This window comes from Streptomyces sp. NPDC051907 (genome assembly GCF_040681075.1).
GTDB lineage: Bacteria > Actinomycetota > Actinomycetes > Streptomycetales > Streptomycetaceae > Streptomyces.
On the sequence record NZ_JBFAYB010000055.1, the window covers coordinates 1 to 21,094 of the forward strand.

Annotated in this window: 17 protein-coding genes; 8 read left to right on the plus strand and 9 right to left on the minus strand. The window is 73.9% G+C overall.

The genetic code is table 11. The features are described 5' to 3' along the window. Positions 1-1,445, minus strand: a 1,445-nt coding sequence (locus AB0M39_RS25635; RefSeq protein WP_365368230.1) for an ATP-binding protein, incomplete at its 3' end; no start/stop codon positions are given. Between the two features lie 567 nt (positions 1,446-2,012). On the opposite strand from AB0M39_RS25635, the gene AB0M39_RS25640 reads away from it, so the two are divergent. Continuing rightward, positions 2,013-2,756, plus strand: coding sequence for a DapH/DapD/GlmU-related protein (locus AB0M39_RS25640; RefSeq protein ID WP_365368231.1), 744 nt, complete (start codon positions 2,013-2,015; stop codon positions 2,754-2,756). Between the two features lie 34 nt (positions 2,757-2,790). Here the strand turns inward: AB0M39_RS25640 and AB0M39_RS25645 are convergent, their stop codons facing one another. Then, positions 2,791-3,657 (minus strand): DMT family transporter, encoded by an 867-nt coding sequence (locus tag AB0M39_RS25645; protein WP_365368232.1) that lies wholly within the window; start codon positions 3,655-3,657, stop codon positions 2,791-2,793. Positions 3,658-3,750: 93 nt separating this feature from the next. On the opposite strand from AB0M39_RS25645, the gene AB0M39_RS25650 reads away from it, so the two are divergent. Next, entirely contained in the window at positions 3,751-4,323 is a 573-nt protein-coding gene (locus AB0M39_RS25650; RefSeq protein WP_365368233.1) for an XRE family transcriptional regulator, read from the plus strand. A 43-nt stretch (positions 4,324-4,366) separates the two neighbouring features. Beyond that, on the plus strand, positions 4,367-4,921 hold the full coding sequence (locus tag AB0M39_RS25655; RefSeq protein ID WP_365368234.1) for a YbaK/EbsC family protein: 555 nt from the start codon (positions 4,367-4,369) through the stop codon (positions 4,919-4,921). 64 nt (positions 4,922-4,985) lie between these two features. Here AB0M39_RS25655 and AB0M39_RS25660 read toward each other — a convergent pair whose 3' ends face one another. Next, a complete protein-coding gene (locus AB0M39_RS25660) occupies positions 4,986-5,393 on the minus strand; it encodes a CoA-binding protein (protein WP_365368235.1) in 408 nt (135 codons plus the stop codon). A gap of 191 nt (positions 5,394-5,584) precedes the next feature. Between AB0M39_RS25660 and AB0M39_RS25665 the strand changes: the two genes are divergently transcribed. The 3 genes from AB0M39_RS25665 (at position 5,585) to AB0M39_RS25675 (ending at position 10,689) form a co-directional block, all read left to right on the plus strand. After that, positions 5,585-6,211, plus strand: a complete 627-nt coding sequence (locus AB0M39_RS25665; RefSeq protein ID WP_365368236.1) for a YigZ family protein — start codon at positions 5,585-5,587, stop codon at positions 6,209-6,211. 228 nt (positions 6,212-6,439) lie between these two features. Continuing rightward, positions 6,440-7,606, plus strand: a complete 1,167-nt coding sequence (locus AB0M39_RS25670; RefSeq protein WP_365368237.1) for an exonuclease SbcCD subunit D — start codon at positions 6,440-6,442, stop codon at positions 7,604-7,606. Beyond that, positions 7,603-10,689 (plus strand): SMC family ATPase, encoded by a 3,087-nt coding sequence (locus AB0M39_RS25675; protein ID WP_365368238.1) that lies wholly within the window; start codon positions 7,603-7,605, stop codon positions 10,687-10,689. Before AB0M39_RS25670 ends, AB0M39_RS25675 begins: the two co-directional genes overlap by 4 nt. A gap of 20 nt (positions 10,690-10,709) precedes the next feature. On the opposite strand, the gene AB0M39_RS25680 is transcribed toward AB0M39_RS25675, so the two are convergent. Further along, on the minus strand, positions 10,710-11,156 hold the full coding sequence (locus AB0M39_RS25680) for an Lrp/AsnC family transcriptional regulator (RefSeq protein ID WP_365368239.1): 447 nt from the start codon (positions 11,154-11,156) through the stop codon (positions 10,710-10,712). A gap of 94 nt (positions 11,157-11,250) precedes the next feature. On the opposite strand from AB0M39_RS25680, the gene AB0M39_RS25685 reads away from it, so the two are divergent. Beyond that, complete coding sequence (locus AB0M39_RS25685; protein ID WP_365368240.1) at positions 11,251-11,739, plus strand: rhodanese-like domain-containing protein; 489 nt, start codon at positions 11,251-11,253, stop codon at positions 11,737-11,739. A gap of 246 nt (positions 11,740-11,985) precedes the next feature. On the opposite strand, the gene AB0M39_RS25690 is transcribed toward AB0M39_RS25685, so the two are convergent. Beyond that, a complete protein-coding gene (locus AB0M39_RS25690) occupies positions 11,986-13,668 on the minus strand; it encodes a DUF885 domain-containing protein (protein WP_365368241.1) in 1,683 nt (560 codons plus the stop codon). 48 nt (positions 13,669-13,716) lie between these two features. Beyond that, on the minus strand, positions 13,717-14,199 hold the full coding sequence (locus AB0M39_RS25695; protein ID WP_365368242.1) for an Lrp/AsnC family transcriptional regulator: 483 nt from the start codon (positions 14,197-14,199) through the stop codon (positions 13,717-13,719). A gap of 59 nt (positions 14,200-14,258) precedes the next feature. Here AB0M39_RS25695 and AB0M39_RS25700 point away from each other — a divergent pair, with 59 nt between their 5' ends. Continuing rightward, the gene (locus AB0M39_RS25700) at positions 14,259-15,458 is read left to right on the plus strand and encodes a PLP-dependent transferase (protein ID WP_365368243.1); all 1,200 of its coding nucleotides are present in this window, start codon (positions 14,259-14,261) and stop codon (positions 15,456-15,458) included. On the opposite strand, the gene AB0M39_RS25705 is transcribed toward AB0M39_RS25700, so the two are convergent. The 3 genes from AB0M39_RS25705 to AB0M39_RS25715 form a co-directional block, all read right to left on the minus strand. Next, on the minus strand, positions 15,391-16,797 hold the full coding sequence (locus AB0M39_RS25705; RefSeq protein WP_365368244.1) for a GNAT family N-acetyltransferase: 1,407 nt from the start codon (positions 16,795-16,797) through the stop codon (positions 15,391-15,393). The genes AB0M39_RS25700 and AB0M39_RS25705 overlap by 68 nt on opposite strands. Before the next feature lie 76 nt (positions 16,798-16,873). Further along, entirely contained in the window at positions 16,874-19,669 is a 2,796-nt protein-coding gene (locus AB0M39_RS25710; RefSeq protein WP_365368245.1) for a DUF6493 family protein, read from the minus strand. Further along, positions 19,666-21,087 carry an SWIM zinc finger family protein gene (locus tag AB0M39_RS25715; protein ID WP_365368246.1) on the minus strand — a complete coding sequence of 474 codons (1,422 nt, stop codon included), beginning with the start codon at positions 21,085-21,087 and terminating at the stop codon, positions 19,666-19,668. The genes AB0M39_RS25710 and AB0M39_RS25715 overlap by 4 nt, the downstream gene beginning before the upstream one ends. Positions 21,088-21,094 lie beyond the last annotated feature (7 nt).

A 21,094-nucleotide genomic window follows, 5' to 3' on the forward strand; every position in this document is an offset into this window, starting at 1 on the left:
GGCGGGGAGGCGTGCGCGGGGGCGCCGCGCCGGACCGGCGGCTTCTGGGGCCCGGGGCCGGTCAGCGGCGGGCGCGCGGCCTGCACGGCGGGCGCGGTGCGCTGCTGGGCCAGCAGCTGCGGCGGGAAGAGCACGACGACGCCGGTGCCGCCCCGGGACGAGGGCCGGAAGTTGACGCTCATACGGTATTTGGCGGCCAGCCGGCCCACGACGGCCAGACCCAGCCGGGTGCCCTGCAGCGCGGCGAGGTCGGTGACCTTCCCGGACACCGCCTCCTCGGCGCGGCGCATCGCCGCGCCCGCCATCTTCAGACCGCTGTCCTCGATCGTCACCACCAGACCGGCGGTGCGCTCCTCGACGTAGACGTGCACCTCGTCGATCGGCGGCGAGAAGTTCGCCGCGTTGTCCATCAGCTCGGCGAGCAGATGCATCACGCCCTCGGCGGCGAACCCGGCGATCGCGGCGGTGCTGGTGGAGTGGAGCCTGACCCGCTGGTAGGCGGCGATCCGGCCCGCCGCGCCGCGCAGGATGGACTCCATCGCGATGGGCTTGTTCCACGACCGGCTCGCCCGGCCGCCCATCAGCAGCGCCAGCCGGTCGGTCATCAGGCCGAGCTGCGAGGTGTTGTGGTCGAGCATGAGGAGATCGCCGAAGACCTCTTCGCCGTGGCGGTCCTGCATCGTGCGCAGATCGGCGAGCATGCTCACGGCCTTGGCCTGCACCCGGCTCAGCGCCCTGGCGCTGGCGCCCTGGGCGACGGCGGCCCGCCGCTCGCTGAGGGCGAGCTCGCGCACCATGGTGTCCATGACGATCCGCAGCCGTGCGTCGGCCGGCAGCTCCAGCTCGGCGAGCGCGGTCTCGGCGGAGGCGCCGCCGCGCAGACAGGCGACGGCGGCGGGCAGCGTCACGGCGGTCAGCCGGTCCAGGCCGTCGGCCGCCGCGCTCAACTGGCGTACGGCCAGGGCGCTGTCGGCCGCCGCGCGCTGCGCGCGACGCTCCCCGGCGGCTACCTCGGAGGCGAAGAGCTGGAGCACGCGTCGCAGCTGGGGATCGTGCGGCTGACGGGCGGCGGCGAGGGTGTCGTCGGCGCTCTCGCCGTCGCGGAGCCGTTTGACGACGGAGGGGAGGGTGACGTTCACGAGATGGGCGGAATCGGCGCTGGTCTGCGCTGACTGGCCCTGGGCGGTGCGCATGTCGCCGTCGGCTCGGGCGGCCGCCGCGCGCAGGCGCCGCATGCTCAGCGTGGCGAGGACGACGGTGAGCGCCACGATCAGCCAGGCGCCGGCGACGGCGCCGGCGACCCAGACCCGGGCCGCGGCCGGCGCCGCCGCCGTCACCGCGCCCCCGCCCGCGGAGGCCACGATGAGCGCCGCCGGCGGTATGGCCGCCGGTAACGGCCGCGAGGTGCGTATCCGGTGCGGTGTAGGGGCGACTGGCACTGACATTCCGCGATCCCTCGCTGCTCGAGTGCGGGAACAACTGCGGTACGGGTCAACCAAGTTGACGGTGATCTTCCGCTCGCATGTGGCGCTCATGCTAGTCACGCGGGCATCGCGGTGAGGCGAGAGGAACCGGACTGCCCACACAACGGTGGACTTCGTCCCGAACTCACCGTGCCTGTTCGCTCACCGTGGTAGATGTACGACCGTGGCGTGAACCAGCGGACGGGCGCATATGCCGGGTGCGAAACGGCCGCGGACCGTGTGACGGGCGGGACGAGAGGGGCGGGAGAGGCGCAGCGGCGCCGTTGCCGCAGTGATTTTCGGCCATCCCAGCCGATGGACCGTCATATATTCAACGTCTACGGCGAGTTGAGGCGCTGGGCTCGCTGCGGAGCTTTCGCGCCGCGCGCCGGGCCGGGCAGGGCGCGCGTGCCCCCGGCGGCCGAGTCCGACGGCGCCGCCTTTGCCCCGCGGCACACGGCCGCAGGCGGCGGCGAACGCCCTCCCCGTGGGGCGAACATCACAGCGGACCGCCGTGATCAGGCCAGGTCGGGCGACTACCGTGTGCGGGTGCCCAAGAACAGAGACACGTTCTCCTCGCTCGCCGCCTGGCGACGGCGCGTCCTCGCACGCGCCGTGCAGCGCGGCTGGCGCTGGGTGCAGGAGACCGGCTCCGTCACCGCCGAGCACCCCGGACCGCTGCGGTTCCGGCGGCTCGGGCCGGGCACCCGGCTGGCCTTTCCCCAGGGCACCGTCTTCGGCGAGGCGTGGATCGAGATCGGCGACCACTGCATCATCGCCGAGCAGGTCACCCTCACCGCGGGGATGCTCCCCGGGCTCGACCTCGGGCCCGACCCCATCCTCACGCTCGGGGACGGCGTCGTCCTGGGCCGCGGCAGCCACGTCATCGCCGACACCCGTGTGACCATCGGCTCGGACACGTACTGCGGCCCGTACGTCTACATCACCTCCACCAACCACAGCTACGACGACCCCCACGAGCCCGTCGGCAGGCAGTGGCCGCGCGCCGAGCCCGTCGAGATCGGCCCCGGCTGCTGGCTGGGGACCGGCGCGGTCGTCCTGCCCGGCGCGCGGCTCGGGCGCAACGTGGTGGTCGCCGCAGGCGCCGTCGTGCGCGGCGACGTCCCCGACCACTCGGTCGTCGCGGGCGCGCCCGCTCGGGTCGTGCGGAGCTGGGATCCGGAGCTGGGATGGCAGCCTCCGCTGCGCACCCCCGCTCCCGTGCCGATCCCCGAAGGCGTCACGTCCGAGCAGCTGGTCGCGCTCGCCGACCTGGAGCCCGAGACTCCCTAGCCGGAGGCGGGGAGCGGGTGGCGGCCGGTGCTCGTCAGCCGCTCGCCAGCAGGACCGTGCCGACCAGCGCCAGGCCCGCTCCCGTCGCCTGGACGACGCGCAGCCGCTCCTTGAGGAAGATCAGCGCGGCCACGACCGTGACCACCGGGTAGAGGTTCGCGAGGACCGCCGCGACGGTGACGGGTCCGGTCTGCGCGGCGATGGAGTACGTGCCGTTGGCGGCGACGTCCGCGAGGCCCACGAACGCGAGCGCGGGCAGCGACCGCCACAGCACCCGCATCCCGCCCTCCTCGGGCAGTGCGCGACCGCCCCGGCGCACCGAGACGAACAGGGCCGCGCCGCCGACCGTCACATTGGCGACGCGCTGTACGAAGAGGGCGAGGAACAGCCCGGTGAGGGTCGACGAGGCCTCGGCGATCAGCGCCAGCACCGCGCCGAACCCGAACGCCGCCACCACCGTCAGCACGATCGCCTGCCGCTGCACCGCCGCCCCGCGCAGCTGGGGCCCGCCGGCCAGGATCACTCCGGCCACCGCCACCGCGATCCCGGCGAACTGGAGCAGGCCGGGCCGCTCGCCCATGACGAGCCCCACGCCGACCGGCACCGCCACGCTGAGGGAGCCCAGCGGCGAGACGACGCCCATCGGGCCGAGGGCGAGCGCCTTGTAGAAGCAGAGCATCGCCACCGGGCCCACCGCGCCCGCCGCCACGGCGTACCAGAGCTGAGGGCCCGCCTCGGAGAAGCCGCCGGTGGCGACGACGATCGCGCCGAGCACCACGACCGCGATCGTCTGCGAGGCGACGACGACGGTCAGCGCCGGGGTGCGGCGGGTGAGCAGCCCGCCGCCGAAGTCGGCCAGCCCGTAGAGCAGGCTGGTGGCCAGGGCGAAGAGTGCGGTCATAGGGGGCCTCGCAGTACAGTGCATTGAACGTTCTGGTGCAGCACACCGTAGTTCACTTTATTGAACTATGCCATCTAAGATATTGGACGGAATGTGTCGGACCTCGACCAGCTCACACAGTCCCTCGCCCGCAACCTCAAGCACTGGCGCGGCGAACGCGGCCTCACCCTCGACGCCCTCGCCGCCCGCGCGGGGGTCAGCCGCGGCATGATCATCCAGATCGAGCAGGCGCGCACGAACCCGAGCGTGGGGACCACGGTGAAGCTCGCCGACGCCCTGGGCGTCTCCATCGCCGCGCTCCTCGACGCGGAGCAGCCGCCGCAGGTGCGCCTCGTGCCCCCGGAGAAGGCCGTACGGATGTGGTCCACCTCGACCGGCAGCCACACCACGCTGCTGGTCGGCGCCGACAGCCCGGGGCCCCTGGAGCTGTGGTCCTGGCATCTGATGCCCGGCGACAGCAGCGCCTCCGACCCCCACCCCGACGGCACGATGGAGCTGCTGCACGTCACGGCCGGGGTCCTGACCCTGCTCGTCGACGGCGAACCGCACTCCGTCCCCGCCGGAACCTCCGCCGCCTTCGAGGCGAACGTCGCGCACGGCTACCGCAACGACGGCGCCGAGGCCGTCGACATGACCATGGCGGTCTCCGTCGTTCCCGCACGCTGAGACGGTCAACCGCACCCCTGGCTGGCGCTGTTAGCGTGGCGGTATGCGCGCTCCCATCGGCTCCTTCGACGACGCCCGGCCCGCTCCCGACTGCCTCGACCTGCTGACGCGGCCGGTCGCCGACGCCGTACGCGCCTGGAGCGGAGACGTCCCCGCCGAGCAGCTGATCTACGTCGACACCGACCCGGAGATCGCGGACACCGCCGTCTTCACGGAGCACTACGGCCAAGAGCTGCTCGAGCAGTCGGCGAACTGCGTGGTCGTGGCGGGCAGGCGCGGCGGCGCCGCCACGGTGGCCGCGTGCCTGGTGCTCTCCAGCACCCGGGTGGACGTGAACGGAGTCGTCCGCAGGCAACTGGGCACCCGCAAGGCGTCGTTCGCGTCCATGGAGCTCGCGACCGGCGAGTCCGGCATGGAGTACGGCGGCATCACGCCCATCGGGCTGCCCGCCGACTGGCCGCTGCTCGTGGACTCCGCGGTCGTCGACACGGAGTGGGTGCTGATCGGCAGCGGCCGCCGGCGCGGCAAGCTCATCGTGCCCGGCAAGGTCTTCGCCGCGCTGCCGGGCGCGGTCGTCGTCGAGGGCCTGGGCGTCTGAGGGCCGCGCGCCCTAGGCCCCGAGGGCCTGGCGACGCTCAGCCCAGCATCAGCCCAGGAGGCCCTCAGCCCAGGCGGGGGATCTCGATCGCGGGGCAGCGGTCCATCACGACGTCGAGCCCGGCCGCCCGGGAGCGCTCCGCGGCCGCCTCGTCGATCACGCCCAGCTGGAGCCAGAGCGCCTTGGCGCCCGCCTTGACCGCCTCGTCGGCGACCTGTCCGGCGAGGTCGGAGTTGACGAAGACGTCGACCACGTCGATCTCGAAGGGGATGTCGGCGAGGCTGGCGTAGCCCTTCTCCCCGTGCACCGTCTCCGCCTTGGGATGCACCGGCACGACCCTCTTGCCGTACCGCTGGAGCACCTCGGCGACGCCGTACGCCGCCCGCGCCCGATTGCCGGACAGCCCCACCACCGCCCAGGTGTCGCCGAGCTCCGTGAGGATCCTGCGGATGGTCGCCGGGTCGCCGTGCACAGACTGCCTCCTGCGGTCGGGTCTTCTCGATGGCCATCGTGCTCTATGACGCTGCTCTATAACGCTCTCTGGCCCTGCTGAGGGGAACAGCCGGGCGCGGCCCGCGATTCCCCGCGCCTATGGGGGCGGCGAGAAGCGCGCGCTATAGCCGCGCGGAACGATCCTCTCCGGGCGGCGCATAGGGTGGCGGGATGCAGGAGCAGTACCGGACGGTCGCCCGCGAGGGCGTCCACGAGACCGAGATCAACAGATCGCGCTTCATCTGCGCGCTCGCCCCCGCCGCGACCGAGGAGGAGGCGCAGGCCTTCGTCGCGCGCATCCGCAAGGAGCACCCGACCGCGACCCACAACTGCTTCGCCTATGTGATCGGCGCCGACGCCTCGGTGCAGAAGGCAAGCGACGACGGCGAGCCCGGCGGCACGGCGGGCGTGCCCATGCTGCAGATGCTGACGCGCCGCGAGGTCCGGTACGCGGTGGCCGTCGTGACCCGGTACTACGGCGGCGTGAAGCTCGGCGCGGGCGGGCTGATCAGGGCGTACGGCGGGGCGGTCGGCGAAGCCCTGGACGCCGTCGGCACGATCACCAGGCAGCGCTTCCGGCTCGCCTCGGTCACCGTCGACCACCAGCGGGCGGGGAAGCTGGAGAACGATCTGCGGGCGACCGGGCGTCATGTCCGGGACGTCCGGTACGGCGAGGCGGTGACGATCGAGATCGGGCTGCCGGACGCGGACGTCGACGCCTTCACCGCCTGGCTGTCCGACGCCACGGCCGGCACGGCGGTGCTGGAGCTCGGGGGTGAGGCGTATGGAGACGTCTGAGCTGCCTGCGGCCTCTGCGGCCTCTTATACCTCTGTGCTGTCGGCGACCTCGGAGCTCCCTGCGACCGCTGCGACCGTTGCTGCCCCTGTGACTTCGGCGACTTCAGCGGCGTCGGCGGCGGGTGTGGCGGGTGTGGCGTCGAGCACGGACACGGCCCGGACGGCCGATGCGGCCGAGACTCCTGAACCCGCCCGTGATGTCCGACCCCACCGATACGCTCGGGGATCATGAGACTCCTGCACACGTCGGACTGGCACCTGGGGCGGTCGTTCCACCGGGTGAGCCTGCTCGACGCACAGGCCGCGTTCCTCGACCGGCTGGTCGAGACCGTGCGCGCACGCGAGGTGGACGCGGTGCTGGTCGCGGGCGACGTATACGACCGGGCCGTGCCGCCGCTCGCCGCCGTCGAGCTCTTCGACGCGGCGCTGCACCGGCTCGCCGCCGCAGGCGTGCCCACCGTCATGATCTCCGGGAACCACGACTCGGCGCGCAGACTCGGCGTCGGCGCCGGCCTGATCGAGCGCGCCGGGATACATCTGCGCACGGACCCCGCCGGATGCGCCTCCCCGGTGCTCCTCGACGACGCCCACGGCCAAGTGGCCGTCTATGGACTGCCGTATCTCGAACCCGCCCTGGTCAGAGACGAGTTCAAGGCCGACAAGGCCCGGCACCACGTGGTGCTCGCGGCAGCCATGGACCGCGTCCGGGCCGACCTCGCCACCCGAGGCCCCGGCGTCCGCTCCGTCGTCCTCGCCCACGCCTTCGTGGCGGGCGGCGAGGCGAGCGACAGCGAACGGGACATCACCGTCGGCGGCGTCTCCGCTGTCCCCGCCGGGGTCTTCCACGGCGTGGACTATGTCGCCCTCGGCCATCTGCACGGCTGCCAGACCATCACCGAGCGCGTGCGCTACTCCGGCTCGCCGCTCGCCTACTCCTTCTCCGAGAGCCGCCACCGCAAGACCATGTGGCTCGTCGACCTCGGCGCGCGGGGCGAGATCACGGCCGAGCGGATCGACTGCCCCGTGCCGCACCCGCTCGCCCGGCTGCGCGGCACGCTCGACTCGCTGCTCGACGACCCGGCGCTCGACGTCCACGAGCAGTCGTTCGTCGAGGCGACCCTCACCGACGCCGTGCGCCCGGCCGAGCCGATGGCCCGCCTGACCGAGCGCTTCCCCCACACCCTCAGCCTCGTCTTCGAGCCCGAGCGCGCCGGCGAGGACACCCTGGCCTCGTACGCTCAGCGGCTGCGCGGACGCAGCGACCAGCAGATCGCGGAGGACTTCGTGGCCCATGTGCGCGGCGGCAGCGGCCCCGACGAGCGCGAGCGCACCGTGCTGCGCGGCGCCTTCGACGACGTCCGGGTCGACGAGGACGTGCGCGAGGTGGCCAGGTGAGGCTGCACCGGCTGACCGTCACCGCCTTCGGACCCTTCGGCGCCGGCCAGGACGTCGACTTCGACGCGCTCGCGGCCGCCGGGATCTTCCTGCTCCACGGCCCGACCGGCGCGGGCAAGACGTCCATCCTCGACGCCGTCTGCTTCGCGCTGTACGGCGCGGTGCCCGGCGCACGGCAGGGCCCCGGGCTCTCGCTGCGCAGCGACCACGCCCCGGCCGGGGTCTTCACCGAGGTGAGCCTCGAACTGACCGTGGGGGGCCGCCGGCTGGAGGTCACCCGCCGCCCCGCCCAGCCGCGCCCCAAGAAGAACCGCAAGGGGGGCTTCACCACCGAGAAGGCCCAGAGCTGGCTGCGCGAGTACGACGCCGCGGAGGACGCCTGGAAGGCCCTGAGCCGCTCGCACCAGGAGATCGGCGAGGAGATCACCCAGCTCCTGGGCATGAGCCGCGACCAGTTCTGCCAGGTCGTCCTGCTCCCGCAGGGCGACTTCTCGCGCTTTCTGCGCGCCGACGCCGAGGCGCGCGGCAAGCTGCTCGGCCGGCTCTTCGACACCCGGCGCTTCGCGGCGGTCGAGGAGCGCCTGGCGGAGCGGCGGCGCGCGGCCGAGCAGCAGGTGCGCGCCGGGGACGAGCGGCTCCTCACGGTCGCCCACCGCATGGAGCAGGCCGCGGGCGCGGCGCCCGGCGGCTGGCCGGCGCCGCAGCAGCAGCCGGGCGACCCCGGGCTCGCCGAAGCCGTTCTCGCCTGGGCGGCCGTCGCCCGCGCGGGCGCCCGCGAGATGCTGGACATCGCCGAGTGCGCGCTCGCCGCGACCGAGAGCCGGCAGGCCGCCGCACGGCACGATCTGGACGACGCACGCGAACTGGCCCGGCTGCAACTGCGCTACGAGGACGCCCGCGAGCGCTCCCACGCACTCGAAGAGCGCCGTCCGGAGCGCGAGCAGGCGCAGGCGCGGCTGGACCGGGCCCGTAAGGCGGAGTGGGTGGAGCCCGCGCTGCGGCTGCGCGAGGACGCCGAGCGCGAGCACCGGAGCGCGAGCGCGGACCGGGAGCGGATCAGGGCGAAGCTGCCCCCCGACCTCGCCGACGCCGGAGCGGAGCAGCTGGCGGGGCTGGAGCGCCGGCTCCGCGAGGACCTCGGCGGCATCGAGGCCGCCCGCCGGGCCGAGCGGCGCAGCGCCGAGATCACCCGCGAGCGCGGGGAACTGGACCGCCAGGCCCGGGCGGACGACGAGATCCTCCAGGACGCGGCGGGCTGGCTGACCGGCTGGGAGAGCCTGCGGCGCGAGTGCCAGGAGCGGATCGCGGCGGCCCAGGAGGCCGCCACCCGCGCCGAGCACCTCAGCGGCCAGCTCGAACCGGCCCGCCGCAGACTGCACGCCGCGCGGGAGCGGGACCGGCTCGCGACCCGCGTCGAGCTGGCCGAGGACCGGCTGCGCACGGCCCGTGAACAGGCCAACGCGGCGCACGAGAGCTGGCTGGACCTCAAGGAGCGCCGACTGCGGGGCATCGCCGCCGAGTTGGCCACCGCGCTGGCGCCGGGGGAGCCGTGCGCGGTCTGCGGCTCCGCCGACCACCCGGCGCCGGCCCGCGCCGGAGACGGGCACGTGGACCGTACGGCGGAGGAGTCCGCGTACGAGCGGTACAGCCTCGCCGACGCGGCGAAGGCGGAGGCGGAGCGCGAACTGGCCGTGCTGCGCGAGGCGTTCGCGGCCGCCCGCGAGGAGGCGCGAGCGCCGCAGGGAGCCGGTGGGACGCAAGGGACCGGTGGGGCGCAGGCCTCGGAGCACGCCGGCGCCGAAGCCGACGACCCCGAGGTCGCCCGACTGCTCTCCGCGGTGGAGCAGCTGGAGCGCGACCACGCGCAGGCGCACCAGGTGGCCTCCGGCACGCACGCCGCCCAGGAAGCCCTCGACCGCGCCGAGCGCGAGCGGGAGCGGCGTCTGGCCGCACAGCAGCAGGCCGAGCTGCGCGCCACCGCGCGTACTGCCCAGCGCGAGGCCCTCGACCGTGAACAGGGCGCGCTGGAGCGCGAGTTGACCGCTGCCCGGGACGGCGCCGACAGCGTCGCCGAGCGCGCCGACCTGCTGGAGCGCAGGGTGGGCATCCTCGCCGAGGCGGCGGAGGCCGTGCGCGCGGTCGACGTCACCGCGCAGCGCCTGAAGGAGGCGGACGACCGGCTCGCCGACGCCGCGTTCCGGGCCGGCTTCGAGACGCCGAGGGCTGCCGCCGCGGCGCTCGTCGCCGACGCCGAGCAGCGCGACCTCCAGCACCGTATCGACGCCTGGCAGACCGAGGCCGCCGCGGTCGCCGACCGGCTCGCCGAGCAGGACGCCCGCAGCGCGGCCGAGCGCCCGCCCGCCGAGACCGACGCCGCTGTGGCCGCCCACGAACAGGCCGAACGCGCCCTGCGCGACGCCGCGTCGGCGCTCGCCGCCGCCCGCGAGCGGTGCGGCGAGCTCGACCGGCTCTCGCGCGACGCGGCGACGGAGCGGCGCCGGCTCGGCCCGCTGCGCGAGGAGTACGACCGGGTGGCGCGGCTCGCCGGGCTCACCGCCGGCACCTCGGCCGACAACGAGCGCAAGATGCGCCTGGAGTCGTATGTGCTGGCCGCCCGGCTGGAGCAGGTCGCCGCGGCCGCGACCGTACGGCTTCAGCGCATGTCGGCCGGCCGCTACACCCTCGTGCACTCCGACGCCCGGGTCGGCGGCAAGCGCGCCGGGCTGGGGCTGCACGTGGTGGACGCGTGGACCGGCAGCGAGCGGGACACGGCGACGCTGTCGGGCGGCGAGACGTTCTTCGCCTCGCTCGCTCTCGCGCTCGGCCTCGCCGACGTGGTGACCGACGAGGCCGGCGGCGTACAGCTGGACACCCTCTTCATCGACGAGGGCTTCGGCAGCCTCGACGACCAGACCCTGGACGAGGTGCTCGACGTGCTCGACTCGCTGCGGGAGAGGGACCGCAGCGTCGGGATCGTCAGCCATGTCGCGGACCTTCGCCGCCGCATCCCCGCCCAGCTGGAGGTCGTCAAGGCGCGGCACGGCTCCGCGGTACGGCTCCGCGAGGCCTCCGGGGCGGTATAGCGGTCCCCGGAGCGCGTCGCTCAGCGGCTGATCGGGCGGCGCGGCAGCGGGGAGGAGTAGACGATGCTCGTCGTCACCGAGCCGAGCGCGCCGATGCGGCCCGCGACCTCCTCGAGATGGCTCATGGAACGGGCGGCGACCTTCAGCACGAAGCAGTCGTCGCCCGTCACATGGTGCGCCTCGAGTATCTCGGGCGTGGTCTCCAGCAGATCGTGGAACGGCTTGTAGTTGCCGTTCGGGTAGCGGAGCCGTACGAACGCGAGGATCGGCAGCCCGATCCGGTCGTGGTCCACCACCGCGGTGTAGCCGGTGATCACCCCGGCCTCCTCCAGCCGCCGCACCCGCTCGGTGACGGCGCTCGGCGACATGGCGACGGCCCTGGCCAGCTCTGCGAAGGTGGCCCGGCCCTGGTTCTGCAGGGCTTCGAGGATGCGCCAGTCCGTGGCGTCCGGTGAATATCCGGTCATGCCCGCTAGACAACAGGGGAATCCCCGGCTGATCAAGACAAGCGCCGTGGATTCTCACTTCATGGGAACGATCAACGATCGTAGATTCTCCGTCATGACAACGACGCAGCTCACCACGAACTCGGTCCTTCGCGTCCCGCCGGCCTCGCCCGCCGCGGCCGCCGCGGCCGCCGCGTACTTCGCGGCGAGCCTGGCCTTCCACGCCGACGTCTCCGACGTCGCCTCCGCGCTGGCGGCGGGCGGCGACCCCGGCTTCGTCGTCGTCGACTCCCGGTCCACCGCGTCCTGGGACCAGGGGCACGTGCCCGGCGCGATCCACCTGCCGACGGCGCTGATCCCCGAGCAGGCGGAGCAGTTGCTGGACAAGTCCGTGCCGGTCGTCACGTACTGCTGGGGCCCCGGCTGCAACGGCGCGACGCGGTCCGCGCTGGCCCTGGCCGAACGGGGCTACCAGGTCAAGGAGATGCTCGGCGGATTCGAGTACTGGGCCCGCGAGGGCTTCGCCTACGAGACATGGGAGGGCGAAGCGAAGCGCGAAGCGGACCCGCTGACGGCGCCCATCGACGCCGCCTGCGGCTGCTGACACGGCGAGGCGGGGGCGCTACGGGAGGAGTCCCGCACCGCCCCCGCAGTGCGTCGAGCGCCTGGTGGCGTGAGGCCGCCGTCTGCGCTGGACGCGGCGGTCGCCTCCGGCGTGCGGGCCGACGCGTGGCCCAGCGTGTTCCCGCCGTCAGGCCCTGCGCCCCGCCGTCGGCCCGCACCCCCTCCCGCAGCGCGGCGCGGGAGCCCGCCCAGGCACGGGCCGCGAGCCTGGTCGGCGGGGTATCGGTCAGAGCTTCGACAGCTCGTCCACCAGGTCGTCCAGGCCCAGCGAGCCCTGCGACAGCGCCGCCATGTGCCAGGCCTTCGCGTCGAATGCGTCGCCGCGCGCCTTGCGGGCGTTCTCGCGGCCCAGCAGCCACGCGCGCTCGCCCAGCTTGTAGCCGATCGCCTGGGCCGGGACCGAGAGGTAGCGCGTCAGCTCGCTCTCCACGAAGTCGGCCGGGCGGCCGCTGTGGTTGCCGAAGAACTCCTGGCCCAGCTCCGGCGTCCACCGCTCGCCCGGGTGGAACGGCGAGTCCGCCGGGATCTCCAGGCCCAGATGCATGCCGATGTCCACGATCACCCGGCACGCGCGCATCATCTGCGCGTCCAGATAGCCGAGCCTGCGCTCCGCGTCGGGCAGGAAGCCCAGCTCGTCCATCAGCCGCTCCGCGTACAGCGCCCATCCCTCGGCGTTGGCGCTGACCCCGCCGATCGTCGCCTGGTAGCGGGAGAGCTGGTCCGCGACGTGCACCCACTGCGCGATCTGCAGATGGTGGCCCGGCACGCCCTCGTGGTACCAGGTCGACACCAGGTCGTACACCGGGAAGCGGGTCGCGCCCATGGTCGGCAGCCAGGTCTGGCCGGGCCGGCTGAAGTCCTCGGACGGGCCGGTGTAGTACGGCGCCGCCGCGCTGCCGGGCGGCGCGATGCGGGACTCCACCTTCCGTACCCGGTCGGCGAGTTCGAAGTGCGTGCCGTCCAGCGCCTCGATCGCCTCGTCCATCAGCTTCTGCAGCCAGACGCGCACCTCGTCCACGCCCTCGATGTGCTCTCCGTGCACGTCGAGATGCGCGAGCGCCTCCCAGGGCCCCGCCCCGGGAACGATCTTGTCCGCCTCGATCTTCATCTCGGCCAGCAGCCGGTGGTACTCGGACCAGCCGTACGCGTACGCCTCGTCGAGGTCGAGGTCCGTGCCGTTGAAGAAGCGCGACCAGCGGGCGTAGCGCTCGCGGCCGCAGGTGTCGGGCGCGTCCACGACGGCCGGGGCGTACACCTCGCGCATCCAGTCGCGCAGCGCCGCCACCGCCCCGGTCGCCGAGCGAGCCGCCTCGTGCAGTTCGGCGCGGAGCGCGTCGGGGCCGTCCGCCGCGAACTCCTCGAACCAGCCCTGATCCGTCCCGATCCACTCGGTCAGCTGGCCGATGAAGGTCTCCGTCGCGCGCGGGCCCCCCAAGAGCTCGCGCTCGAGCCCCAGCTCGAGCGATGCGCGGTATCCCTCCAACGCGTCGGGCACCGCCCGCAGTCGCTGCGCGACGGCCGCCCAGTCCTCGTCCGTCTCGGTGGGCGTCACCGTGAAGACCTCGCGCACGGCGTGCGCGGGAGAGCGCATGTTGCTCACCGTGCGGAGCCCCTCCTCCGCTTCGTGCACGGCGAGTTCGGCCGTCAGACGCTCTCGCAACAGCCGGCCGCAGCGCCGTTCCACCTCGTCCTCGGCGCCCGGCAGCTTCTCGGCGTCGTCGAGCCGGGCGAGCGTGTCGCGGGCGAGTGCGGCCAACGCCTCCTGTCCGGCGGGCGAATAGTCGGGAAGAAGGCCGGAGCTCTCCCTCCGGCCCAGGTAAGTGCCGATCGTGGGGTCGAGTTCGATGAGCGCGTCGACATAGGCGTCGGCGACCTGGCGGGGCAGCGAGCTGCTGGAAGAAACTGGCATGCTCACATCCTCATACGAGTGGGCCCTCCACGTCACCACCAATGGATCTCAGTCGCCCGGGGTCGGCGGAAGCAGCGGCCCGCAGTCCCACTGCTGGAAGATCAACCGGGTTTCCACACGGGCGACTTCAGGCCGCGAGGTGAACTCGTCCAGGACCAGACGCTGGAGATCCGCGGTGTCCTTGACCGCCACATGCACCAGGTAGTCGTCGGGCCCGGTGAGGTGGAACAGGGACAGCGACTCGGGCAGCCCGCGGACGCGCTCCACGAAGGGGCCGATCAGCTCGCGCCGGTGCGGACGCACCTGTACGGACAGCAGCGCCTGCAGCCCGCGCCCCAGTCGTGCGGGGTCCAGGGCGAGCCGGTGTCCGAGGATCACTCCGGATCGGCGGAGCCTGGTGACCCGGTCCAGACAGGTGGAGGGAGCCACTCCGACCTCGGCTGCGAGATCGCGATAGGTGGTCCGGGCGTCGTTCTGCAGCAGGCGGAGTATGTGCAGGTCCACCGTGTCCAGTGCGACAGTTTCAGCCATTCGTCGAACGTAGCACGGGCTTTGGCCATTACCTACCGGTAAGTGTTCACAGTGCCGCCATGGAGAACGCATTCGCCGCTGCCGTACCCCGGGCACTGGCCACCGAAGCCGTGCACGCCGGTCGCGAAGACCTCGCCGAGCTGGGCGTGCACGCGCCGCCGATCGACCTGTCCACGACCTATCCGTCGTACGACGCCGCAGGCGAGGCCGGTCGGATCGACGCCTTCGCCACCACCGGCGCACGGCTGGAGGGGCCGCCGGTCTACGCCCGGCTGGACAACCCCACCAATGCGCGCTTCGAGACGGCCCTGGCCAAGCTGGAAGGCGCGGAGGCCGCGGTGGCCTTCGCCAGCGGGATGGCGGCTCTCACCGCCGTACTGCTCGTACGGGCCGGCATGGGGCTGCGGCACGTGGTCGCCGTCCGGCCGCTGTACGGATGCAGCGACCATCTGCTCGACGCCGGGCTGCTCGGCACCGAGGTGACCTGGACCGATCCGGCGGGCATCGCCGACGCGATCCGGCCCGACACCGGTCTGGTCATGGTGGAGACGCCCGCGAACCCCACCCTCGCCGAGGTCGACCTGCGCGCCGTGCGCCACGCCTGCGGCTCGGTCCCGCTGCTGGTCGACAGCACCTTCGCCACGCCCGTGCTCCAGCGGCCCCTGGAAGAGGGCGCCCGCATCGTGCTGCACAGCGCGACGAAGTACCTGGGCGGGCACGGCGACGTCATGGGCGGCGTGGTGGCCTGCGACGAGGAGTTCGCCCGCAAGCTGCGCCAGGTCCGGTTCGCCACCGGCGGCGTCCTGCACCCGATGGCCGGCTATCTGCTGCTGCGCGGACTGTCCACGCTGCCGGTGCGCGTCCGGGCCGCGTCGGCCACCGCGGCCGACCTGGCCTGCCGGCTGGCCGCCGACCCGCGGATCGCCCAGGTGCACTATCCGCGGATCGGCGGGGCGATGGTCGCCTTCGAGGTGTACGGCGACCCGCACCGGGTGATCTCGGGCGTACGGCTGATCACGCCGGCCGTCAGCCTCGGCAGCGTCGACACCCTCATCCAGCACCCGGCCTCGATCAGCCACCGGATCGTGGCCGAGGGAGACCGGCGCTCGGCGGGCGTCAGCGACCGGCTGCTGCGCCTGTCGGTCGGTCTGGAGGACGTCGAGGACCTGTGGCGCGATCTGACCGAGGCCCTCAGCGCTCAGCCTGTTCGTAGCGAGGCGCCGGCCGACGCCCGGGCGTCGCGTCGAGTCGGGCGGTGACGACCAGGGTGCCCTCCTCGATCTGGTAGTCGAGCGGCAGGCCGAGGCCGCGCATGGCCGCGACCATACCCGTGTTCGACGACTGGGTGACCGCGTACACGCTGCCGCAGCCGGCCTCGACCGCGAGGTCGACCAGCCGGGCGAGCAGCTCGGCGCCGATGCCGCGGCGCTGCCAGTCGTCCTCGACGAGCAGCGCCACCTCGGTCTCGTCGCCGTCCCAGAGCAGATGGCCGAGCGCGACGAGCCGGCCGGACGCCGTCTGCACGGCGAGGGTGCGGCCGAAGCGCGGGCTGAGCAGATGGCTGAGGTAGCGGTCCGCGTCCCCGACCGGGCCGTGGTAGCGCAGGCTCAGGGTGCGGTCGGAGCAGCGGTCGTGCATGGCTCGGGCCGCCGGGACGTCGCGCTGGTCGGCCCGGCGCACGGTGATCTCGTTGCCCTCGGGGAGGGTGAGCACGTCCCGGCTGCGCGGGAGACGGGGGCCGAGCCGGGCGTCCAGCTCGACCAGGGCGCGGGCCCGGGCGAACTCGGTCGGGGTGAACGGAAGGTAGGGGCGCTCGATGGTGATCGCGCCGCCGTTCGGGTCCCGCAGCCGCATCGTCGTCTCCTCCAGCACGCCCTCCACGGGAGGGGTCTGGCCGGTGGGCTTGCCGGTCAGGGAGACGGCGGGCAGCGAGTGGATCGTGCAGCGGCCGAGCAGCTGGCGCAGCGCGAGAGGGAGTTCGGCCGCGTCCAGGGCGGTGCGCGTGGCCAGGCCCAGCACTCGGGTGGGGGTGTCCACCAGATCGTGGGCGTCGGCCCGCTCGATCCAGGTTCCGGAGCCGCCCGCGTCCGCGATCGCCCGGCTCAGCTCCTGGGCCGGGAGGGACGCGGGGGCGCGGAGCAGGAACTCGTCCACCGTGCCCTCGGTCAGCGGATGGGTCTGCAGGGTGAGGATGTCGACCCGGTGGCGGGCCAGCGCGGTGCAGAGCGCGGCGAGGCTGCCGGGGGCGTCCCGGACGGTCGTGCGCATCCGCCACAGGGACGTCCCGGTCGTGGGCTCCTCGAGGTGGCTCCCTTCGGCGGCCGTGGTTTCGACGGGGCTGGCGGGCCCGGCGGGCTTGGCGGCTCGGCTCGGGGGCGCATGGCTATGGCGCCGTGCCCACCATGTGTGGAAGGCGGCCGTGGCGACGAGGGCCACCGCCGAGGCGACGAGCAGGAACGGGCCGTCCGGACCGTGTCCGACCATGTTCGCGATGGCGTCGGCGACCGCGACGGCGGTGAACATGGCGGCCAGCTCGACGAGATCCCGCCGCCAGTGGTGGGGACGGCGGGCACTCTTCGCAGAAGTCACATCAGTCATGCCATCACTGTGGCCGAGCGGTGTTGCGTGATCACCAACGCTCTGTGACTGCCAGGTTAAGTATGGATCTGAATGTTTATGAGCTGTTTTGAGCCGTTTTTGGCCAGGAGTGTTCGTCTGCTCGCCGCATTGCGGCCATCAGCCGAGCCGCCTGCGTGACCAGCTGCGAAGTGCCCCGGCGACCGGCGAGATCGGCGAGCCCGGGTATCGCGAACGAGCCGATCGGAGCCCCGTTTCCGGCTCCGTCGTCCTGCGCCGCTCCCGGCGCCGCGCTGTCCGCCGCGTCCCGAGTCGCTCTGCCCGCCCGGCCCGGCGCGGCCGTGCCCGCTGTCCCCGCGCCTGCCCCGCAGCGCTCGACGCAGTCCGCGGCCACCCCCAGTATCTCGCCCAGCCCGCGGGGCGGGGCGCCGGCGGTCAACAGCCCTGCCAGGGCGGGCGCGAGAACAGACCAGGTCGTGCCGTACGCACCGGTGGCCGCCGCCGTCCGCAGCGACTCCGCAAGCCGGTTGGGCTTGACCGTGCCGCAGGCGACCAGCTCGCCGAGGCGCCGGCCGAGCTCCTCGCCGTCCAGCCGTCCTCGGGCCGCCAGCACCAGCAGCGTGTCCACCGCCGCCAGCCGGTCGTCCGCGTGCCGGGCGCCGAGACCCGCCGCCAGCGCATGGTGCAGCGCGGGCCCCGCCGGTCCGTCCGCCTCGGCGAGCACGGGCAGGAACCAGGCGCCGCCCCGCAGTCGTCCTTGCGCGCCGGCCGTCGCCGCGGGCAGCAGCCAGGCCGCGAGCGACTCGCCGTGGTGCGGCAGTGCCGCCGGCCACGGCGCGGACCGGCCCGTCGCGTGGTAGCAGACCTCGGACGGGACGGCCCATGGGCGGCCGAGCCAGTGGAAGGGCTGCGGGAACGCCCGCTGGAGCGAGCGCCGTTCCTTGATCTCCGTCAGCCGGCGGCGCACGGTCGCGGCCGCCCGCAAGGGTGCGGAGTCGGGTGAGGAGTCGGTCCGCAGCGCGGGCATGGCGGGATCCTCGTCGAGGATCCAGGCCGCCAGACGGTCGCCCTCGGTCGTGCCCAGCCGCGCCGCGGCCTCAGCCGCGGCGACGTCCTCGCCCCTGCGCACCCGCAGCAGCGCCTGCCCGAAGTCCATCGGCCCAGGAACGGCGCCCAGACGCTCGTACTCCCGCAGCCGCTCGACCAGTTCACCGGCGTCGAGCGCCCCTGTGTGCCAGGTGGGGGTGGCGAGCAGAAAAGGCACGGGTCGCACGCGGACGAGGTAGGCCGCCTCCCACAGACGGGAGTCGGTCATCACGGACAGCGCCCTGTGGACGCAGGCGTCCGCCGACGCCGGACGGCTGCGGCAGCGGTCCAGCGTCTCGACGGACACCCTCTCCAGCAGAGCCGCGACGACCGCCTCCACTCCGTGCGGATGCGCGGAGAACCGGTCGTCCGCGCTCCACGGCGCCGAGTCGCTCAGCCACCAGCTGCCCGCCAGCGCGGCGCGCAGCGCCTCGGCCAGCGCCTCCCGCTCCCGGTACGCCAGCCGCACCAGGCCGTCGAGCGTGCGCTCGACGTCGCCCGCCTCGTCGTGCGAGCGGACCAGCACGACCACGTCCTCGACGAGCTCCGCGACGGAGTCGGGGGCCGGGGCGAGCCTCCGCCGCTGCGGGGGCGGCGGCAGCATCTCCTCGTACGCGCCGCCGTCCTCGGCCGGCAGCGCGCCGAAGATCTCGACGGCCGCGGCCCGGTGCACCGGGCTCAACAGCTCCGCCGAGGCGGCCAGTTCCTCGCGCAGCGCCTCGTCGACGGCGGACAGATGCCTGCCCACCAACTTCAGCGCCCGCTCTTGGACGCCCACGTCCACATGGCCGAACGCCTCGGCCAGCACCGGCAGCAGCTCCGCCGCGCATCTGGCGTCCCGCCTCAACGCCTTTCCCAGCAGGACCAGTTGCGCGCGGACCAGCTTCTTCTCGGCACGGAAGAGAACGGAGGCCGACATCTCGCTCAGCGCCCGCGTCGAGAGCCAGCCGCTCTCGGCGAGCCGGGCGAGCACCCCCTGGGCGTACGCGGCCGCCGTGGACGCTCCGTCCGCCGCCATGCCGATCCAGTCGGCGACGCGGTCGCGCTCCTCCTCCGCCGTGAGAGCGAGCCGGCGCAGCACCACGAGCAGGAACCGCAGCTCGCCGGGGCGTCCGCCGCGCAGCACCCGGGCTACGCACGCGTCCACCAGAACGGCACGCTCCACCTGCCCCTGCTCGACCAGAGCGCACAGCGCCGACGGCCAGTGGTCCGGCGCGTCGGGGTCGTCGTACCAGAGGACCTCGCGGGGAAGCTCGGGGAGGTCGAACAGGCACGGCGCCAGCGTCCGCGCCTGAGGGTCCTCGCCCAGGCGGGCGAGCCCCTTGCCCCGCGCGGAGACGGCCGCCTCCGCCCACCCCTGCACATACCCGGCCGTCGTCGGCAGCGGGCAGTCCGCCACCCGTACCAGCTCGCTGATCAGGGGGTAGTCCTCCTGCGCGGTCGAGGCTCGCCCGGCCAGCCGGTGCGCGACGTCGCCGATCCACGCGGCGTCCCGGTCCGAGAGGAGCTCGACCAGCATGCTGTGCAGCGGCCGGTCGGTGCGCAGATCCCGGGCGCCGATCCAGGCGGCCGTGGCCGCGGCGCCCGTCTGGCAGGCAGCGCCCGCGGGGAGCAGAGCCCGGTTGACCTTGCCCCGCTCCTGCCAGCGCTGCCAGCTCCAGCCGCGCACCTCGGCCCGCAGAGTCTTCAACTCGGCCAGACACGTCTTGCGTTCGGCTGCGGTCAGCGGCTTCAGCAGCGCCGGGACATCCCGTGAGCGCCCTGCGCGGACGGCTTCGAGCAGGTCCTTCGTCGCGCTCTCGCTCATCGGGCGCCTCCGGTGGTCGTCTGCGCCACCGCGGAGGCGGCGGCGCCGCGCCGTGCCATCCGTACGGCGAGGGCGTGCTTGCACGGGCCGCGCCTGCCCTGGAAGTCGGCCCACCACTGGCAGGTGCAGCTGAGCCTGTCGCCCGACTCCCGCACCTGGTACGTGCGCTCGCCGGACCGGACGGAAGCCGGGCCCGCGGCCGGGTCCGCGCTCAGCCGCACGGCGCCCGAGGAGATGAGCGCACGGGCGGCGACCAGCCGCGGATTGTGCCGCTCGGCGCGATCGGAGTCGTACGGCAGCTCCCGGTGGAAGTACGCGGCGTCCGCTATGTCGTAGCCCACCCGGCCCGCCGTGCCGAGCCTGGTCAGCGCGGCCCGCACCCGCTCGGCCGTCAGCCCGGACTGCGCCGCGAGATCGGCCACGTCGATCCTCGGCTCCCAGGCCAGCAGGACCGACACCAGCTCCGCGTCCGCCGCCGCCTCGTCCTCGGCCAGCGCCTGGAGCACCCCGCCCTCGCCCGAGAAACCGCGCGAGGCCCCCGGCGAGAGGGTCAGGGTGAGCCGCATACCCGGGAGCACCGCCTCCCACGCGCTCGCGGTCGTCGCGCCGCGCGCGGAGCCGTCGACCGCCGCCGGGCCGTACACCCGCAGCGCCGTCGCATGCCGCAGCACCCGCTGGAGCGCGGCCAGCCGCTCCGGTCCCGGCAGGCACACGGCCCCGGCCGTCGGCCGGGTGGTCGGCCGCAGCGTCCTGCCCGCCGGCACGACCCACAGGGCGCCCGGGGACGCGTTCCCCGTGGTCCGCGGCAGCGAGCGCAGGAAGCGCACCGCCTCCGCCGCCGGCAGCTCGGCCCGCAGATCGAAGCCGACGGTGGCCACCTGCGCCTCGGCGAAGCCCCGCAGCCAGCGGTCCGGCAGCGGAACCTTCTTCTCCACCACCGCGCCGCCGAGGGTGGTGACCGCCAGCTCCTGGGAGCCGACCCGAAGATGCAGCGGATCGTCGCCCGCCATCCGTGAGAGTGCCTCCCGCAGCGGGTTGTTGACGTCGACGTTGGTGGTGCCGTGGCCGGTCTGAGCGCCGTCCAGACCCGCGCTGAGCACATCGAGCCGTGCGTACACCCCGCAGCAGCCGGAGAAGGACTCGAACCGCAGCCGGTCGCCGTTCCCCGTCACCACCGGGTCCAGCGACGCACGCGCGATCCGGTCGTGGTAACGCGCGCCGGCGACGTCCGCGACCGCCAGCAGCCCGCGGGCAGCCGTCTGCGGCGAGGTCAGGAAGCCGGAGAAGAAGTGCGGATGGGCCTCGGCCCCCTGCGGCGTGAGCCCGCCCGAGGTCTCCAGGCCGAGCCGCCGTCCGTCCTGGGAGGACTCCAGGGCGGACGGGCGGGCGTAGGCGGTCGCCTGCAGTGATCGCGTCATGAGAACG

What these genes read in the sequence shown, in the direction of transcription:
- AB0M39_RS25665 (WP_365368236.1), top strand. Translation starts at nt 5,585, where the DNA reads ATGCAGGAGCAGTACCGGACGGTCGCCCGCGAGGGCGTCCACGAGACC.
- AB0M39_RS25700 (WP_365368243.1), top strand. Translation starts at nt 14,259, where the DNA reads ATGGAGAACGCATTCGCCGCTGCCGTACCCCGGGCACTGGCCACCGAA.
- AB0M39_RS25690 (WP_365368241.1), bottom strand. Translation starts at nt 13,668, where the DNA reads ATGCCAGTTTCTTCCAGCAGCTCGCTGCCCCGCCAGGTCGCCGACGCC.
- AB0M39_RS25710 (WP_365368245.1), bottom strand. Translation starts at nt 19,669, where the DNA reads ATGAGCGAGAGCGCGACGAAGGACCTGCTCGAAGCCGTCCGCGCAGGG.
- AB0M39_RS25655 (WP_365368234.1), top strand. Translation starts at nt 4,367, where the DNA reads ATGCGCGCTCCCATCGGCTCCTTCGACGACGCCCGGCCCGCTCCCGAC.
- AB0M39_RS25685 (WP_365368240.1), top strand. Translation starts at nt 11,251, where the DNA reads ATGACAACGACGCAGCTCACCACGAACTCGGTCCTTCGCGTCCCGCCG.
- AB0M39_RS25705 (WP_365368244.1), bottom strand. Translation starts at nt 16,797, where the DNA reads ATGACTGATGTGACTTCTGCGAAGAGTGCCCGCCGTCCCCACCACTGG.
- AB0M39_RS25645 (WP_365368232.1), bottom strand. Translation starts at nt 3,657, where the DNA reads ATGACCGCACTCTTCGCCCTGGCCACCAGCCTGCTCTACGGGCTGGCC.
- AB0M39_RS25670 (WP_365368237.1), top strand. Translation starts at nt 6,440, where the DNA reads ATGAGACTCCTGCACACGTCGGACTGGCACCTGGGGCGGTCGTTCCAC.
- AB0M39_RS25695 (WP_365368242.1), bottom strand. Translation starts at nt 14,199, where the DNA reads ATGGCTGAAACTGTCGCACTGGACACGGTGGACCTGCACATACTCCGC.
- AB0M39_RS25680 (WP_365368239.1), bottom strand. Translation starts at nt 11,156, where the DNA reads ATGACCGGATATTCACCGGACGCCACGGACTGGCGCATCCTCGAAGCC.
- AB0M39_RS25715 (WP_365368246.1), bottom strand. Translation starts at nt 21,087, where the DNA reads ATGACGCGATCACTGCAGGCGACCGCCTACGCCCGCCCGTCCGCCCTG.